The sequence below is a fragment of the Carnobacterium sp. 17-4 genome (genome assembly GCF_000195575.1).
GTDB lineage: Bacteria > Bacillota > Bacilli > Lactobacillales > Carnobacteriaceae > Carnobacterium_B.
Window position 1 is genome coordinate 1,916,819 of sequence record NC_015391.1, and the last position, 16,106, is coordinate 1,932,924.

The window sequence follows — 16,106 nt, forward strand, 5'->3', positions numbered from 1 at the left end:
GTATGCCTATAGATGGCAACTCTATTGCCGATTCAAAAAGTTGTTTAAATGATTTATCTAAAAAAACCGTTGCAAAGAAACCTACCCTATTGGCAGAAACAAATTTCTTCTTCAATTACGATTTGTTTTAGATAGTGTACATTTAAGCACAACCTTTCGATTTGTTAGGTACATTGTAGCAAGGATTTGTATTTTGTACAATAATTACGTCACTTTGAATGAGTATCAATGTACTTAAGTTGCTTCTATTGATACCATCTTAGATACACTAATATTATTCTCTAAGAAATACTAGTTTCTTAGAGATTATTTTGTAAAAAATTATACTTATAGCCTTCCCCTTAAAGAACTTTTGAAGTTATCATAATGAACTGTTTTTTATTAAAAGATAAATGATAGTGCTTTGAGATCTGTTCAATAGATTTCAAAGTTTCATTATTAATAGATTTCATAAAACTCTCAATCCCTTCAATTAAAACTGGAGTGTATTTATCTAAATATTTTAATTGAAATTTTGTTAATTTAGATCTATTTCCCTCATACTTACTCCAATCGCCCAATGAATTAGGTTGATATCCTAGTTCAACATACCAAAAAGCAATTAGAATATTCTTTAATATCACTGTACATGATTCACAGTAATTGGTCTCCTTACGTTCTTTTCGACGATATAATTCATGAAAAAAGGCAAAATACTTTGATATTAATTCATCAAATTCGTTTTGTGTAATGTGATAGACTAATTCTTTAGCTTTATTTTTTAATTCGTTTAAAAATCCTTCTTTATCAAAGATAATAAGTATGTTTTGCAACCAGACACTAGGCATTAAATCTAATTTATTATACACAAAAATATCTAACTTAATAAAGTTGTTAAAATGAATGACTGCATAAGAAATTGTTCTTGTTTCAATAAACATTATTTCACTAAGATCATCAATAAAGAATTGAATGAATTCTTTGTTCAAGTATGAATCACTAAGCAAAATTCTCAAATCGATATCAGAAAAAGGATCTTCATTTTTTGTAGCTATTGATCCTCCAAGAAAGATACCCTCTATTCCTGAAAAATTTGAAACTTTTTGTATCAATACGTTCAAAAGATCATGTCTATTTTTCTCAAGTTCCCCTTCATTCATGACCTAACCTCACTTTACTTTGTATAAGAATTATAGTATATCATCAAAAGGCAGAAAATAATTTATTGAATAGAGATAGTTTATAACTATAGAAATATTTTCACTTCTATACTAAGTTTAAAATGTATTTTTATTAAGGTCTACATATATTTAAAATTTGAGAGTCAGTATAATTAGGAATATGTAACGTAAATTCAGTAAAAGGAGAATATTGTGTAGTTTTTAACTGAAAAAATAAAATATAGATATAAATAAAATCTAATAACAGAAATATATTGTAATTGCAAAAAAAATTATTGATTAAAGATATATCTACAATACTATAATATAACTTAATAATACTCTTTGTTACCATAGTATGCAAAAACGAATTATGGTATCATAAGTATGCTTGTTTGTCTATTATCTATACGTATATATAAATTTTAAAAAGTGATTTATCTAGTTATTGAAAATTCAATTATTAACTATTTTTATATTTTATCTTTCATTCTACGATATTATTATATCTATACTAAATTAAGTGCAGTAAAGGGGGGATAAATTTGCTATTATATGTTAAACAAGATATATTTCAAAGTCAGGCTCAAGTACTCGTAAATACTGTAAACACTGTTGGAGTTATGGGAAAAGGTATAGCTAAACGCTTTAAAGACGTATACCCTGATATGTATTATCAATATAGAGAATTCTGTGAAAATGGGTTATTACAGACTGGAAAATTGTGGCTATATAAATCCCAAAATAAATGGATTCTTAATTTTCCTACTAAGCAACATTGGAGACAACCTTCTAAAATAAATTATATAGAAGATGGGTTGAAAAAGTTTGTTGAGACTTATGATGAAAAAGGAATCACGTCAATTTCATTTCCACAACTAGGTTGCGGAAATGGTGGTTTAAACTGGGAAAAAGAAGTTAAACCTTTAATGGAAAAGTACTTAAAACCATTGCCTATAGATATTTTCATTCATATATATGATTCAAAAAATAATAACGTTGAGCATATGAATGTTGAACAAACATTACAATGGTTGCATAATAGTCCTAGAAATTTAAGTATAAAACAATTATGGGATGATTTAGTTATTAAAGTCAAAAATAATAATAACAAATTAGATTTTGATGGTCATTGGAATATTAATGTTTACAATGAATTTGAGGACGCAGAACATTATGAAACTTTTTATGAGAATGATGGTTTAGAAAAATATATTGAATTAAAAAATGATGGATATTCCATAAAAATTACTGAAGATAATTTATTAGACATATGGATAAAATTAAGAGATTACGGGTATCTTTTTGATTATGATCTTCCTGTCGAATTTTCATATAATAATGATACTCAAATAGTTTTTAAATTATTAAATTTATTAGATTACCTAGAAAATATTTTTCTTTTGAATAATAACGGAAGCGAAACTTATGGATTAACAGTTAGAAATAGTAACTTACCTATTTCTGATAATTTTTCAGATGGAGGTAGTTTAATATGACAAATGAAGTCCCGTTAACTTTTGATTACATTGCTGACCAGCTATACGAAGGAAATATATTTACCGGATTACATCCTATGATAAGAAAAAGTTGGACAAGATACTGTTACCATTTCAGTCACATTGATAATATAATCTCAATCCTAAATACTGGAAAAGTATATTCTCGTTCAAAATCTAAAGAGTTAAAATTAATGCAAAATGATAATGCAAGTCAAGACGTTATCAACCAAACTAATATTCTAGTGAAAGACTATGTAAGACTTTACTTTAGACCTAAAACTCCTACACAATATCATAATGAAGGATTGAGAAATTTAAGAACAACAACAACTTTAAATGCACACTGCCCATTTCCTGTATTTTTATTATTTGATCTAAAACAAGTCTTAACATCTGAAAATTCTTTTTTTTGTAAACATAGTTTAGCGCATAGTTCAGAATATCACTTATGTAATACACCTCTTGAACTGGCTAATTTTCCATTTAGTAAAATATATCATGATCGATCTTTTTCAGGTGCTCAAAGAAATGAAATTATATCACATAGGCAGGCCGAAATAGTTGTTCCAAATGAAATGTCTCTAAATACTCTAAAAAAAATTATGGTAAGAAGTATTGCTGAAAAAGAAACTCTAATGTATATGCTAAGTGCTGATAGCAAAAAGAAATATAATGAATTGATACAAATTGATAGTAAAAAGATTGTTTTTTTTGGACGTTGGACATTTATTGAAGAAGTGATAGGTATGTCTAATAAATTCATTATTAAGACAAATCGAGGGGAACAAGTTACTAATTATCACATTCAGGTAGCTCTAATAGATAATGCTACAAGCATAACTTATACATATGATAACAGTACATGGCTATGTGTACCTGAATTTGAAATTAGTTTTCCTACTGATATTGCAAACTACACTCTAAAAATACTCTTAAATCAAAACATAGTATATTGGAATAATTTTAACATAGATGCAAAACTAGATTTGCCTTATTAACAGTTCTGCTTTTATTTATTAGGAATGAAAAAAAACTTAGAACCCTTAAAGGGCTCTAAGTTTTTTTATTCCCACTCAATTGTTGCTGGTGGCTTGCTCGTAATGTCATACACGATACGGTTAACGTGTTTCACTTCATTTACGATACGGACAGAGATTTTTTGCAAGATATCCCATGGGATGCGGGCAAAGTCACTTGTCATACCATCAATTGAAGTTACGGCACGAATTCCAATTGTGTAGTCATACGTACGTCCGTCTCCCATTACTCCGACACTGCGGAATCCAGGAAGAACTGTGAAATATTGCCAGATGTCACGGTCAAGACCGGCAGCAGCGATTTCTTCTCTTAAAATAAAGTCACTATCGCGAACGATTTCTAGTTTTTCTTCTGTTATTTCACCAATTACACGGATTCCTAGACCAGGACCGGGGAATGGTTGACGCCATATTAGGCTTTCAGGCATCCCCAATTGAATTCCTAATTCACGAACTTCATCTTTAAATAAGGTATTCAAAGGTTCGATTAATTTGAATTGCATGTCGTCAGGAAGTCCGCCTACATTGTGATGTGATTTAATTGTTTGAGCAGTATCTGTTCCACTTTCAATCACGTCAGTGTAAAGCGTTCCTTGAGCTAAGAAATCAACACCTTCAAGTTTTGTTGCTTCATCATCAAAGAGATAAACAAATTCATTTCCGATGATTTTACGTTTTGTTTCTGGATCACTCACACCAGCTAATTTAGCCATGAAACGTTCTTTCGCATCTACACGAATGATATTCAAGCCGAATTTACCGACTAAACTTTCCATTACTTGTTCGCTTTCACCTTTACGCAATAGACCGTGATCCACAAAGATACACGTCAATTGGTCGCCGATTGCTTTTTGTAACAATACGCCAACGACACTTGAGTCTACTCCGCCTGATAATCCAAGCAATACTTTTTTGTCACCGACTGTTTCGCGAATGATTGCAATTTCAGAATCGATGAAATCAGCAATACTCCAGTTTCCTTCGCAGCCACATACATCAAAAGTAAAGTTTTTCAACATTTCATTTCCGTGTTCTGAATGACGTACTTCAGGATGAAATTGAACTGCATGGAAATTCTTTTGTGGGTTAAACATTGAAGCAATTGGACAATGAGGACTAGTAGCTGAAACAATAAAACCCTCTGGAACTTGAGTAACTAAATCTCCATGGCTCATCCAAACTGTTTCAGTCTCTGCTAATGAGTTAAATAAAGGAGCATGTTGATCATTGATGTTGATGCTTGCTTTACCGTACTCTCTATTTTCGCTGCCTTCAACTCTTCCGCCTAAAGCAGTTGTCATTAATTGCATTCCGTAACAAATTCCTAAGATAGGAATTCCCATATTGAAAATCTCAGGGTCAACAGAAAAAGAACCTTCATCATAAACACTCATTGGACCACCAGAAAAAATGATCCCTTTAGCATTCATCCCTTTTAATTCTTCAGCAGTCACTTTATGAGACAATAATTCAGAATAAACACCTAATTCACGAATACGACGTGTAATCAATTGATTGTATTGACTTCCAAAATCTAGTACTATCATTTTTTCAACATTTGTTAAATCTGTAACCATTACCACACAGTCCACCCCAAATTATTATTTTCAAATCTAATTTTTTATTGTATTTTTTCATTCTACCGACTATTTTCACATTGGTCAACACCACAGTAGATGTATCCCTTTTCTATTTTAATACTTTTTTAATAAAAGCTGATCGATATAATGATGATCCGTTTTATGAATAATCAATTCTGCTCTATTTTTAGTAGGCGAAATGTATTCTTTCAAATTTTTCAAGTTCACAGTCTTCCATACTCCACGAGCCATTTCAAACGCTTCTTCTCGGTCGCCTTGGGCGTAAGAATAATAATAGTTCCCTGGTTTTTTTAATGCCGTATCTAATAATAGGCCAAAACGTTCTAAGTACCATTTCTCTATTAAATCCGCTTCAGCATCTACAAAAATTGAAAAGTCAAAAAAATCACTAATATAAATTTGTTGATTTGCCGGAAGTTGTAAGACATTGATTCCTTCAACAATGAGTATATCTGGCTGTTCTAAGACGTGTTCTTCACCTTCCACGATATCATACGATTCATGAGAGTAAACGGGTGAGACCACGGATGATTTGCCGTTTTTCACATCTCCTAAGAATGAAATCAGTTGCTGCATATTGTAGCTTTCAGGAAATCCTTTGCGGTTCATGATTCCTTTTTCTGACAGTATTTTATTAGGATATAAGAATCCGTCAGTGGTAATCATTTCCACAGATTTGTCTTTGTATACTCTTGAAAGCATCATTTGGAGTAAACGAGCTGTTGTGCTTTTCCCAACGGCTACACTTCCAGCAATTCCAATGATGTAGGGTTTTTGAAGTGTATCTCTCTTTAAAAATTTATTTTTTTTTGCTTGTAGCTGTTCATAATTTTTCAAATACACATCTAATACGTGAACAATCGGTATGTAAATCTCTTCCACGTCTTTAATCGAAATTTGGTCATTCAACCCTTTTAATTCTTCTAATTCATTGGACGATAACGGAGCAATACTATCAATGTTTAATTTTTTCCATTCTTCACGCTCAATGATATGAAATGTAGCAGACTCTTTCATATAATTATAGATCCCCCGAGTTCCTAGACTTCCGGACTATTGTACCAAAATTATAGCTCGTTTTATAGTTTTTATTCTCCTATATCTCTATAAACTATTCATCTTAAAAGAAACTTAACTAGCCATTTATCTTATATATAGTGTACTATATATTTTGGTATAGCATTATACGACTACAATCCATCCTACTAATAGGATACAGTTAAGGGAGATCGCAATGAAAAAAGGGAAACAAGAAAAATTTGAAATTTGGGGAGACGTTGTTGAATTAAGAGACTTAATCATTTCCATCCTGTTATCTAGTGGGTCTACTATGGGTGCTTATTTTTTGGCTCCAAGCGATGACAAAACGAAACAACTTTTTTTTGGTCTAGCAGGTGCAGTAGTTGGATTTGTCCTTTCAACTCTCTTTATTAAACCAAAAAGAATCGTTACGATAGAAGACAAACAAGAGAACAGTTAAGAACAAGTATTGGAGAGAACAAAAATTATGGAAATATTATTGTTGGTTCAAATGGTCATAGCTGCTCTTGCAGCAATTGTTTTATATACTTTTATAGGTTTCATCCCTGGTACTGATGAAACATCTGTATTAATGCCGGTTACGTTAGCTATTATTTTATCTGGGGTACAACCCATTATTGTATTAACTTTTTTTATCGCAGCAATCGTGACATTAAATTTAACCAATTCAATGCCAACAGCTTTGGTTGGGCTCCCTGGAGGAGTTCTTTCTAGCCCTATGATTGAACATGCGTTATACTTAAAAAATCGAGGCATGTCCGAGATTACGATCAAAAAGATGGCTTCTGGAGCTTTGATTGGAACGTTAATATCTGTCCCAATTGCTTTAGTGTTAGCTGATCTATTAACACCTTTTGCAGAAATCATTCAACCTTATTCTTCACTTTTATTTGTTATTGGTGCTATTTTCCTTTCTTTAATAGGAAAAAACAAAATTTTATCGTTAGTAAGCATTCTTCCTTTGGCAATGCTTTTCCAAGGGTTGCGCTATTTGTATTGGGGAATTGGTGTTGTGCCAAAAGACACAAATATTACAACATCTTTCTTTTTAGGCATTACAATAGGACCGTTGATTATTTCACTTCTTTCGCTGTTAAATAAGGTGAATCGTGAGAAGATGTTGACCGATGAATATAAAAAAATTACGTTACCTAAAAGTACTTCTGCTCATCAAACAATAAATCCTTTCAAAGTATTATCCAAAAGTGAGTTAAAACCTGCTTCCCTATCTGCACTTTTTTCAAACTTTCTTTTTGTCTTAAGTCCAGTTGGGTTGATTATTTTATTTGGAGAATTAGTTGCAAATAAAAAACAGGATCCTGTCGAAAAAGCTTCTACTGCAATTATTACAATGAGTGCTTTAGCACAATCAACGTATCTTTCAGGTATTATTATTCCCTTGATAGCTTTAGGTATTCCTTTATCTCCAACTGCTATTGGGCCAGGAAGTCCCTTATTTAATGCTCCTCCCGTTTTTACCGTTGATCATAACTTGCATCACATATTGAGTACAACCGAATTCACCATTGCTATTTTAATTGGTTCAATTCTTGCTGCACTTATCAGTTATATCGTGATCAATCGATATGCTGGAAAAATTTCGCAATTCGTTTTATTAAAAATTCCACATGAAGCAATTTTAGGTCTTTTCATATCCTTTATCTTATTGTTAGCTTATATGGATGCTGGTTTAATAAACATCTTTGGCGTTCTCTTAATTGGAATTGCAAGTGGAACCTTAAATAAAATGGGTATGAACTATGGTATACAGTTTATGACACTATATGCTGCTCCATGGTTAGTCGAAAAACTTGCTCAAATTTAGTAGTTCCTAATTTGAGTTCGATTACTATATTACGAAATAAAGGAGTTACAACATGTTGAATCTGAATCAACCAGCACTAGGAAAAGCTAATGGGAAAATCATTCTAATGGGTGAACACTCTGTTGTTTATGGAGAACCGGCCATTGCCATTCCTTTTCCTGCAACACACATCCACGCGACGATTACGCCTATTGAAGGGCTTGTCCAATTAGACTGTGTCTATTATCAAGGAGACTTAGCTTCAGCTCCTCAACATTTAGAAAATCTGATAGCTGTTGTCGAATCAACAGTTAATGAATTGAAACAAGAATTAACGAATTTTAAATTGACCATTGAAAGCACAATTCCAGTTGAGAGAGGAATGGGATCAAGTGCTGCAGTTGCCATCGCAACAGTTCGTGCAGTATTTAATTATTTTTCAGTCCCTCTCACAGATGAAAAACTCTTAACTTTAGCCAATATCTCAGAAACAATTGCTCATGGTAATCCGAGCGGCTTAGATGCTGCAATGACGAGCGGTAGACATCCACTTTATTATATAAAAGGAAAACCTTTCGTGCCTTTTAATTTGTCTCTATCTGCCTACTTAATCGTGGCTGATACAGGTTTAAAAGGCCAGACTAGAGATGCTGTTGCTAGTATTGCACAATTAAATAAAGAGAATACAGAAACGACAATGGATGCCATCCATCACTTAGGTGACTTGGCACGACAAGCAAAATTTGCAATTGAATCCGCTAATCCTGTAACATTAGGGTTAGTCATGAATGACGCTCACGAAACACTTTCATCTTTAGGTGTAAGCAACGAACGATTGAACCATTTAGTGAGTACCGCAAGAACTAACGAAGCATTAGGTGCAAAACTTACGGGTGGCGGACGTGGAGGCTGTATGATTGCTTTAGCAGCCGATAAAGATACAGCTGCACGTATTTCAAATGCTTTAGTAGATGCTGGTGCTGTAAATACATGGACGCACCAATTAGGAGATGAATAAATTGAGCAATGCAAGAAAAGTACGTGCCTATACAAATATTGCCTTAATTAAATACTGGGGAAAGCGCGATGATGCTCTTATTTTACCTACGAGCAGTAGTCTTTCTCTCACTTTAGATGCTTTTTATACTGAAACTTCTGTGTCTTTTGATGAATCTATTGGAAAAGATACATTTTACTTAAATGATACTCTTCAAGATGAAGCTGCTACTCTGAAAGTTAGCCGCTTTTTAAATTTGTTTAGAGAAACAGCTGATGTAAAAACTCCTGCAATCATTAAAAGTACCAATTATGTTCCTACAGCTGCCGGTCTGGCTTCTTCTGCTTCTGGAATGGCTGCTTTAGCTGGAGCTGCTAATTTAGCAACCGGCTTAAACCTTTCTCCTCAAGAACTTTCTATTTTTGCAAGACAAGGTTCTGGTTCGGCAACTCGCAGTATTTATGGTGGTTTTGTTGAATGGCAAAAAGGAACCACTTCGTTAGATTCTTATGCTGTCAAGATTGACGATGCTGCTTGGGATATTGGTATGCTCGTTGTGGTAGTAAATAAAAATCAAAAAGAACTCTCTAGTCGTGAAGGTATGAAACAAACCGTTGCAACGTCTCCTTTTTATTCAGGATGGGTCGAAAGTACTGCGGTTGATCTTGTGAATATCAAGAAAGCTATCCGTGATCAAGACTTTGAACTAGTTGGCGAGATCACAGAAAGCAATGGCATGAAAATGCATGGAACTATGCTAGGAGCCAACCCGCCAATTTCTTATTGGGAACCGGATAGTGTTGTCGCTATGCAACTCGTAAGACAATTACGTAAGCAAGGTATTCCTTGTTACTTCACAATGGATGCTGGCCCAAATGTTAAAGTGCTTTGCCGTTTATCTGATAGCCAAAAAATAAAAACAGCTTTTTTAAATTATTTTAATGAAGAACAATTGATTATCTCTGGTCCTGGAAGTGACTTAAAAGAAGTTACACTCTAAACAGATTAAAAAAACAGTATTCATTACTTAGGAGGAATTACAGTATGATTGAAGCTTCTGCACCTGGTAAGTTATATATCGCGGGAGAATACGCCGTTGTTGAACCAGGTCATCCAGCTATCTTAGTAGCTGTAGACCAATTTATTACCGTATCACTTGAACAATCGGAACGCGTAGGAAGCATCACCTCTTTTCAATATGGAAATCTTCCTATTTTATGGAAACGTGAAAATGATCGTTTAGTACTTGATAAACGTGAGAACCCTTTTCACTATATTTTAGCTGCTATCCGTTTGACCGAAGAATACGCAAAGGAACAAGGAAAAGAATTATCTTTTTATCACTTAACCGTGGATAGTGAGTTAGACAGCTCACAAGGTAAAAAATACGGTTTAGGTTCGAGTGCAGCTGTTACCGTTGCTACCGTTCAAGCATTGTGTCGTTTTTACGGCATTGAAGACAGCAAAAACGTCATCTTTAAATTAGCAGCTTTAGCTCATTTGTCCGTTAAAAGTAACGGTTCATGTGGGGATGTTGCTGCCAGCGTTTATGGTGGATGGTTAGCCTTTACAACTTTTGATCCTGAATGGGTATTGGAACAAAAAGAACACAGCACAGTAAAAGAATTGATCGAAATGAAATGGCCTCATTTATCGTTTACGCCACTAACTCCTCCAAAAGACTTACGTTTAGTTATTGGATGGACTGGTTCGCCGGCTTCTACTTCTCACTTAGTGGATGAAGTAACCAACAAACGTAGCCAAGATGCAATTGCATATGATACCTTTTTAAAAGAAAGCAAACACTGTGTTAACGCGATGATACATGCTTTTCAAGAGAGAAATGTAACCGAGATTCAGCGTCAAATAAGAAAAAACCGTCAACTTCTGCTTCAGATGAGCCAAGATACATCCGTTACGATCGAAACACCTGCTCTAACCAAATTATGCGCGATGGCAGAAGAGTTTAAAGGAGCTGCTAAATCATCAGGTGCTGGCGGCGGCGATTGTGGAATTGTTATTTTCAATCGAAAAGAAGGCTTATTGTCACTGATTACAAATTGGGAAAAAGAAGGAATTATAAATCTTCCATTACACGTATTCAAAAAATCGGATCAGTAATGCCCCTTTTCTTATGGATAAAAACTTTTGGAGGATCACACTATGAAACCTACGAATAACCGAAAAAATGAACATGTTTCATTAGCCGAAAAATTTGCTAAAGAGACCCGCAAGTCAGATTTTGACTCTTTCCGTTTTGTTCACCATTCTTTTCCTGAAATGAGCGTAGCTGATGCATCTATCTCTACTTCATTTGCAGGTCTAGAAATGACGTCCCCTTTTTACATTAATGCAATGACCGGTGGAAGCACCTGGACAAAAAAGGTAAATGAAAAATTAGCTTTGATTGCTCGAGAAACTGGAATCGCTATGGCAACAGGTTCAATTAGTGCTGCTCTTAAAGATCCTTCTGTTGAAGACAGCTACACCATTGTCAGAGAAGTTAATCCAAATGGGATGGTTTTTGCTAACTTAGGTACAGGTCAAACACTTGAAAATGCTAAGAAAGCTGTGGACTTAATTCAAGCTAATGCTCTTCAGATTCATGTAAACTCACCTCAAGAAATTGTTATGCCAGAAGGCGATCGTGATTTTTCCAATTGGTTAACAGAATTAGAAAACATTGTTCACCATTTAGCTGTACCTGTCATCGTTAAAGAAGTCGGGTTCGGAATGAGCCGAGAAACTATCCAGCAATTGACTTCAATTGGTGTAAAAACTATTGATATTAGTGGACAAGGTGGAACAAACTTTGCCCAAATTGAAAACTATCGCCGGACTACTGAGAAGTTTGATTATTTAGAAGACTGGGGACAATCAACCGTTATTTCTTTAGTAGAAGCTCAGCCTTTTATCAATGAAATAGAACTGTTGGCCTCAGGTGGCATACGCAATCCCTTAGACATCGTTAAAGCCTTATCTCTGGGAGCGAAAGGTGTTGGCATTTCAGGTCTCTTCTTGCATATGGCATTAAGAGATGGTGTAGAAGCTACTATTCTAGAAGTAAATACCTGGAAGAATCAAATCGCATCGATTATGACTCTTCTTGGGAAAAAATCAATCAAAGATCTAAGTCAAGCTGATATTATCTTGCTTGGAGAAGTAAAAGATTGGTGTGAACTTCGCAAGATCGATGCTTCAATCTTTGCCAATCGCTCTTCACAACACTATTGATTCTACTAACAATACAAATAAGGTCAGCCATTGAATTCAATGGCTGACCTTATTTGTATGATTTTTCTTACGCTTCTTTATTTTTTAGCATGATCCACTTTTGTGTATCCTTAAAGCCTAAGTGTTGATACAATCGTCCGACATCCGGATCGGAATAAAATAAACAAGCCGTTTTATTCTTCATGTTACAATAATTCACTAAAGCAGACACTACAGCTGTTGCGTACCCCTGTTTACGGTAACTTTCAATCGTACCAACAGCTAGTATCATGCCTGAAAGCTTTGTTTCAATTGCAATTCTACCAGATGAAATAATCTTACCGTTCTCATCTTTGATCACTTGGATCCCATTCATGTTTAAATCTAAGTCATTTGTAATTTCTTCAATTGTTTGTTCATGCTTCATACCCGTTTCTTTTAGAGAATCAATATAGGATTGAATATCTTCTTTGTCTAAGGGAATGACTTGTTGAAGAAGCGGACTTTCCATTTCCAACTCTTTACACTCAGCCAAACAGGTTTCTTCTTTTTCATAATCCGTAAAATCTTCTTCATATTGAGCAATGACTTCCTCACTACCAGAGATATACATAGGGCTCAAACTTTGGATCAAAGGTAAGAAAGTATCAAATCCTTCAAAATCTTTCCCATGGATCGGCATAAGATTTTCCTTGTAACGCACTAAGACACCAATAATGTCATCCTTATTGTTGACATAAGCCCATACATCTACATCAAAATGCTCAACTCCATATGTTTCAATATCGCCAATAGCAAATAAATTTACGCTCGGGTCCTCATAGAGAAAGTTCAATACATCTTCACGTTTACTTTCATCACATTTATAAATCATTTTCGCTCTTCCTCTCCAATAACGGCCTTAGTCCCTTAAGTATACTTTTTCAGCAAAATAATTGTCGGATTTTGCACTTCATTTGAACATTTATTCTTACGTTTTCAAAATACATACACCATTAAAGTAATTGCACTGATTCCTAATACCATAGACCATAAAAGATTTTTTGTTTTATAGGCCACAAAAAAGACAATAACAGAAGGGATCAGTTTTATATTATTTATTGGGTCAACATTAAATTGACCTTCCCAAAAGAAAATATCCGAAAATATTAAAGCTGCAAATATGGATACAGGAATAAAGGACATCCATTTTGAAATTTTATCCGGTACGGAACGATTGCTCAAAACAAGCATAGGCAATAATCGTGGGATATAGGTGACAATCGCCATACCTAGGATCAGCTGCAGTTGCTGACTAGTCATAATCTATCCCCTCATTTCCTATTCTTACTTTTTTGTTCATTAAGTATTCATCAACAAAATAGCCGATAAAAGAGGCTAAGATTGCCGCAATCACTAGTGCAATCGTATGTTGTAAAAGAATCGTAAAAACAACAGCTAATACTCCGGCTGTTAAACCCACAAAAACGTACAGTTTAGACACAAATTGACTGACCAGTAAACTGATAAACATAGCGATTAAGACATAGTTTATGATTGTCGTATCAATAACCCAAGCACTACCGACAAGCGCACCAATAAACGTGCTGAAAGACCATGTAAGGTAATTTAAGACATTAATCGATAAAGCTTTATTTGCAGTCCATTCATGATTTTTAAATTGATTGTAATTAATAGCAAATGACTCATCCGCTAGAGTGTGACTGAAAAAAAGAGTGAATGGTAGAGACGGTTTTTTGATAAAACCAGACATACTGGAGCTCATCAATAAATGTCGCAGATTTAAAAAGAATGTCATTGTAATAATTGCTGGAATCGAAGCTCCCATACTTACCATTGAAGCCGCCATAAATTGAGCTGCTCCTCCAAAAACGAGTAAACTCATTGCTAAAATAGTTACTGCATTGAATCCCGCGTCATATAAAACCATACCACCAGCTAATCCCAAAGGCACATAACTGATCATGACTGGATAAATCACTTTTAATCCATCCATCCAATCTTGTTTTTTCATTTTCCAATCCCTCCTAACGAACGTGTAACAGCTAGTATATCACATTGTTACGTTTTTTTAGTAGAATTTCTAGTTAATTGACACTACGAAAAAGTTGGTTTTATTTAATTAGATTGTAACTCTTTCCCACTTTTGATAATGTAAACCTAATGAATTACATATGAAAGGAGTCAGTATACATGTTAAAAAGAATAGTCATTGGATCTTTCTTTGTAAGTATTGGTTATTTTTTAGTGTACTTTTTTGTACCAGCACTTAAAAATGCTGTTTATAGTGGAGGCTTTTGGGCTATCTTACACGCTTTAATGGGTGTCATCTTAATCGTTGGTATTTTTGGTATTATCCTTTATGTTCTTTACTATTTATTTTCGGACCCTCATAAAAAATGACAAAAAGAGTGTTGAGAAATCTCAACACTCTTTTTAATTTCATCTATTAACTTAAGATAACTTCATGAATTAAGGGAATTGGTGTAGCTGAATCAGCTATTGTGATACCTTCCCAGATTTTTTGTTCTACTTCTGGAACTTCTTCTTGATTTGTATGAATCGTCAACAATGCTTCACCTTTTTTAACAGCATCGCCTACTTTTTTATGCAAGACAATACCTACTGCTAAATCAATTTCGCTTTCTTTGGTAGCTCGTCCAGCACCTAGCATCATAGCCGCAATTCCCAACTCATCTGCTATAATTTCTGAAACGAATCCGTCTCTATTTGCTAAAACATCAATTTGGTAATCTGATTTTGGCAATAACTCTGGATTATCAATAACGCTCGTGTCTCCGCCTTGAGAAGCAATAAATGTTTTAAATTTTTCAAGTGCTTTCCCATTTCTAATGGACTCTTCTAATAAAGCTCTTGCTTCATCTAAATCTTTTCCTATGCCAGCTAAATGAACCATTTGGCTTCCTAATGTTAAGCACAAGTCCATTAAATCAGCAGGACCTTTGCCGTTTAAAGCGTCGATTGCTTCTTTAACTTCTAAAGCATTACCAATTGCAAAACCTAGTGGTTGACTCATATCAGAAATAACGGCCATCGTATTACGTCCAACGCGGTTTCCGATTTGAACCATAGCGTGAGCTAACAATCTAGCATCATCTGTTGTCTTCATGAAGGCTCCTGCACCTGTTTTCACATCTAATACGATAGCATCTGCTCCAGCTGCTATTTTTTTACTCATAATCGAACTTGCAATCAATGGAATAGATTCAACTGTGCTTGTTACATCTCTTAGAGCGTACAGTTTTTTATCTGCTGGTGTTAAGTTACCAGATTGCCCAATTACAGCTACTTTATTTTCATTTACTAACTCAATAAATTTTTCTTGAGTCAATTCTACGTTAAATCCTGGAATGGCTTCTAATTTATCAATTGTCCCACCTGTGTGACCAAGACCGCGTCCACTCATCTTAGCCATTGGAATGCCTAAGCTTGCTACTAGAGGCGCTAAAACAAGCGTTGTCGTATCGCCTACTCCACCTGTTGAATGTTTGTCTACCTTCACACCTTTAATGGCTGACAGATCAATTTCTTCGCCAGAATGAACAATACTCATCGTTAGATCACTTTTTTCGCGATCATCCATATCTTTAAAGTAAATTGCCATCAACATTGCACTCATTTGGTACTCTGGAATTTTACCTTCTGTATATTCTTCGATCATGGTATTGATCTCTTCAGTTGTTAAAGTATTTCCATGTTGTTTTTTTGTAATCAAATCGACCATTCTCATTTAGCTGATACCCCTTTATTT

The 16,106-nt window shown here is 34.3% G+C and carries 16 protein-coding genes; 9 read left to right on the top strand and 7 right to left on the bottom strand.

The window, feature by feature from the left end; translation table 11 throughout:
* Nucleotides 1–341: 341 nt before the first annotated feature.
* The gene (locus tag CAR_RS09135; RefSeq protein ID WP_013711436.1) at nt 342–1,139 is read right to left on the bottom strand and encodes a nucleotidyltransferase domain-containing protein; all 798 of its coding nucleotides are present in this window, start codon (nt 1,137–1,139) and stop codon (nt 342–344) included.
* Nucleotides 1,140–1,684: 545 nt separating this feature from the next.
* On the opposite strand from CAR_RS09135, the gene CAR_RS12860 reads away from it, so the two are divergent.
* Together CAR_RS12860 and CAR_RS09145 are read left to right on the top strand one after the other, a co-directional pair.
* The gene (locus CAR_RS12860; RefSeq protein WP_052303144.1) at nt 1,685–2,638 is read left to right on the top strand and encodes a macro domain-containing protein; all 954 of its coding nucleotides are present in this window, start codon (nt 1,685–1,687) and stop codon (nt 2,636–2,638) included.
* On the top strand, nt 2,635–3,639 hold the full coding sequence (locus CAR_RS09145; protein ID WP_013711438.1) for a DarT ssDNA thymidine ADP-ribosyltransferase family protein: 1,005 nt from the start codon (nt 2,635–2,637) through the stop codon (nt 3,637–3,639). Before CAR_RS12860 ends, CAR_RS09145 begins: the two co-directional genes overlap by 4 nt.
* 65 nt (nt 3,640–3,704) lie before the next feature.
* Here CAR_RS09145 and guaA read toward each other — a convergent pair whose 3' ends face one another.
* Entirely contained in the window at nt 3,705–5,255 is a 1,551-nt protein-coding gene (guaA, locus tag CAR_RS09150; protein ID WP_013711439.1) for a glutamine-hydrolyzing GMP synthase, read from the bottom strand.
* 117 nt (nt 5,256–5,372) lie between these two features.
* Nucleotides 5,373–6,296, bottom strand: coding sequence for a type I pantothenate kinase (gene coaA / locus CAR_RS09155; protein ID WP_013711440.1), 924 nt, complete (start codon nt 6,294–6,296; stop codon nt 5,373–5,375).
* Between the two features lie 217 nt (nt 6,297–6,513).
* Between coaA and CAR_RS09160 the strand changes: the two genes are divergently transcribed.
* From CAR_RS09160 to fni, 6 genes are read left to right on the top strand one after another with little or no spacing between them, the layout of a single operon-like run.
* Nucleotides 6,514–6,759: a hypothetical protein gene (locus CAR_RS09160; protein WP_013711441.1), complete on the top strand. Its 246-nt coding sequence runs from the start codon at nt 6,514–6,516 to the stop codon at nt 6,757–6,759.
* 27 nt (nt 6,760–6,786) lie between these two features.
* Complete coding sequence (locus CAR_RS09165; RefSeq protein ID WP_013711442.1) at nt 6,787–8,145, top strand: tripartite tricarboxylate transporter permease; 1,359 nt, start codon at nt 6,787–6,789, stop codon at nt 8,143–8,145.
* A gap of 52 nt (nt 8,146–8,197) precedes the next feature.
* The gene (mvk, locus tag CAR_RS09170; RefSeq protein ID WP_013711443.1) at nt 8,198–9,142 is read left to right on the top strand and encodes a mevalonate kinase; all 945 of its coding nucleotides are present in this window, start codon (nt 8,198–8,200) and stop codon (nt 9,140–9,142) included.
* Nucleotides 9,135–10,121, top strand: a complete 987-nt coding sequence (gene mvaD / locus CAR_RS09175; protein ID WP_013711444.1) for a diphosphomevalonate decarboxylase — start codon at nt 9,135–9,137, stop codon at nt 10,119–10,121. The genes mvk and mvaD overlap by 8 nt, the downstream gene beginning before the upstream one ends.
* A 44-nt stretch (nt 10,122–10,165) precedes the next feature.
* Entirely contained in the window at nt 10,166–11,242 is a 1,077-nt protein-coding gene (locus CAR_RS09180; protein WP_013711445.1) for a phosphomevalonate kinase, read from the top strand.
* Nucleotides 11,243–11,284: 42 nt separating this feature from the next.
* Nucleotides 11,285–12,355 (top strand): type 2 isopentenyl-diphosphate Delta-isomerase, encoded by a 1,071-nt coding sequence (gene fni, locus CAR_RS09185; protein ID WP_013711446.1) that lies wholly within the window; start codon nt 11,285–11,287, stop codon nt 12,353–12,355.
* Nucleotides 12,356–12,422: 67 nt separating this feature from the next.
* Here fni and CAR_RS09190 read toward each other — a convergent pair whose 3' ends face one another.
* The 3 genes from CAR_RS09190 to CAR_RS09200 all read right to left on the bottom strand — a co-directional run bounded on the left by CAR_RS09190 (nt 12,423) and on the right by CAR_RS09200 (nt 14,348).
* Nucleotides 12,423–13,208, bottom strand: a complete 786-nt coding sequence (locus CAR_RS09190) for a GNAT family N-acetyltransferase (RefSeq protein WP_013711447.1) — start codon at nt 13,206–13,208, stop codon at nt 12,423–12,425.
* 104 nt (nt 13,209–13,312) lie between these two features.
* A complete protein-coding gene (locus CAR_RS09195; protein ID WP_013711448.1) occupies nt 13,313–13,636 on the bottom strand; it encodes an AzlD domain-containing protein in 324 nt (107 codons plus the stop codon).
* The gene (locus tag CAR_RS09200) at nt 13,629–14,348 is read right to left on the bottom strand and encodes an AzlC family ABC transporter permease (RefSeq protein ID WP_013711449.1); all 720 of its coding nucleotides are present in this window, start codon (nt 14,346–14,348) and stop codon (nt 13,629–13,631) included. The genes CAR_RS09195 and CAR_RS09200 overlap by 8 nt, the downstream gene beginning before the upstream one ends.
* 179 nt (nt 14,349–14,527) lie before the next feature.
* Here CAR_RS09200 and CAR_RS09205 point away from each other — a divergent pair, with 179 nt between their 5' ends.
* On the top strand, nt 14,528–14,737 hold the full coding sequence (locus tag CAR_RS09205; protein ID WP_013711450.1) for a hypothetical protein: 210 nt from the start codon (nt 14,528–14,530) through the stop codon (nt 14,735–14,737).
* Between the two features lie 46 nt (nt 14,738–14,783).
* Here the strand turns inward: CAR_RS09205 and CAR_RS09210 are convergent, their stop codons facing one another.
* Entirely contained in the window at nt 14,784–16,085 is a 1,302-nt protein-coding gene (locus tag CAR_RS09210) for a pyrimidine-nucleoside phosphorylase (protein WP_041556524.1), read from the bottom strand.
* Nucleotides 16,086–16,106 lie beyond the last annotated feature (21 nt).

Coding starts and splice junctions, on each gene's coding strand:
- CAR_RS09180 (WP_013711445.1), top strand. CDS start 10,166: ATGATTGAAGCTTCTGCACCTGGTAAGTTATATATCGCGGGAGAATAC.
- CAR_RS09190 (WP_013711447.1), bottom strand. CDS start 13,208: ATGATTTATAAATGTGATGAAAGTAAACGTGAAGATGTATTGAACTTT.
- mvaD (WP_013711444.1), top strand. CDS start 9,135: ATGAATAAATTGAGCAATGCAAGAAAAGTACGTGCCTATACAAATATT.
- coaA (WP_013711440.1), bottom strand. CDS start 6,296: ATGAAAGAGTCTGCTACATTTCATATCATTGAGCGTGAAGAATGGAAA.
- fni (WP_013711446.1), top strand. CDS start 11,285: ATGAAACCTACGAATAACCGAAAAAATGAACATGTTTCATTAGCCGAA.
- guaA (WP_013711439.1), bottom strand. CDS start 5,255: ATGGTTACAGATTTAACAAATGTTGAAAAAATGATAGTACTAGATTTT.
- CAR_RS09145 (WP_013711438.1), top strand. CDS start 2,635: ATGACAAATGAAGTCCCGTTAACTTTTGATTACATTGCTGACCAGCTA.
- CAR_RS09135 (WP_013711436.1), bottom strand. CDS start 1,139: ATGAATGAAGGGGAACTTGAGAAAAATAGACATGATCTTTTGAACGTA.
- CAR_RS09205 (WP_013711450.1), top strand. CDS start 14,528: ATGTTAAAAAGAATAGTCATTGGATCTTTCTTTGTAAGTATTGGTTAT.
- CAR_RS09210 (WP_041556524.1), bottom strand. CDS start 16,085: ATGAGAATGGTCGATTTGATTACAAAAAAACAACATGGAAATACTTTA.
- CAR_RS09160 (WP_013711441.1), top strand. CDS start 6,514: ATGAAAAAAGGGAAACAAGAAAAATTTGAAATTTGGGGAGACGTTGTT.
- CAR_RS09195 (WP_013711448.1), bottom strand. CDS start 13,636: ATGACTAGTCAGCAACTGCAGCTGATCCTAGGTATGGCGATTGTCACC.
- CAR_RS09165 (WP_013711442.1), top strand. CDS start 6,787: ATGGAAATATTATTGTTGGTTCAAATGGTCATAGCTGCTCTTGCAGCA.
- mvk (WP_013711443.1), top strand. CDS start 8,198: ATGTTGAATCTGAATCAACCAGCACTAGGAAAAGCTAATGGGAAAATC.
- CAR_RS09200 (WP_013711449.1), bottom strand. CDS start 14,348: ATGAAAAAACAAGATTGGATGGATGGATTAAAAGTGATTTATCCAGTC.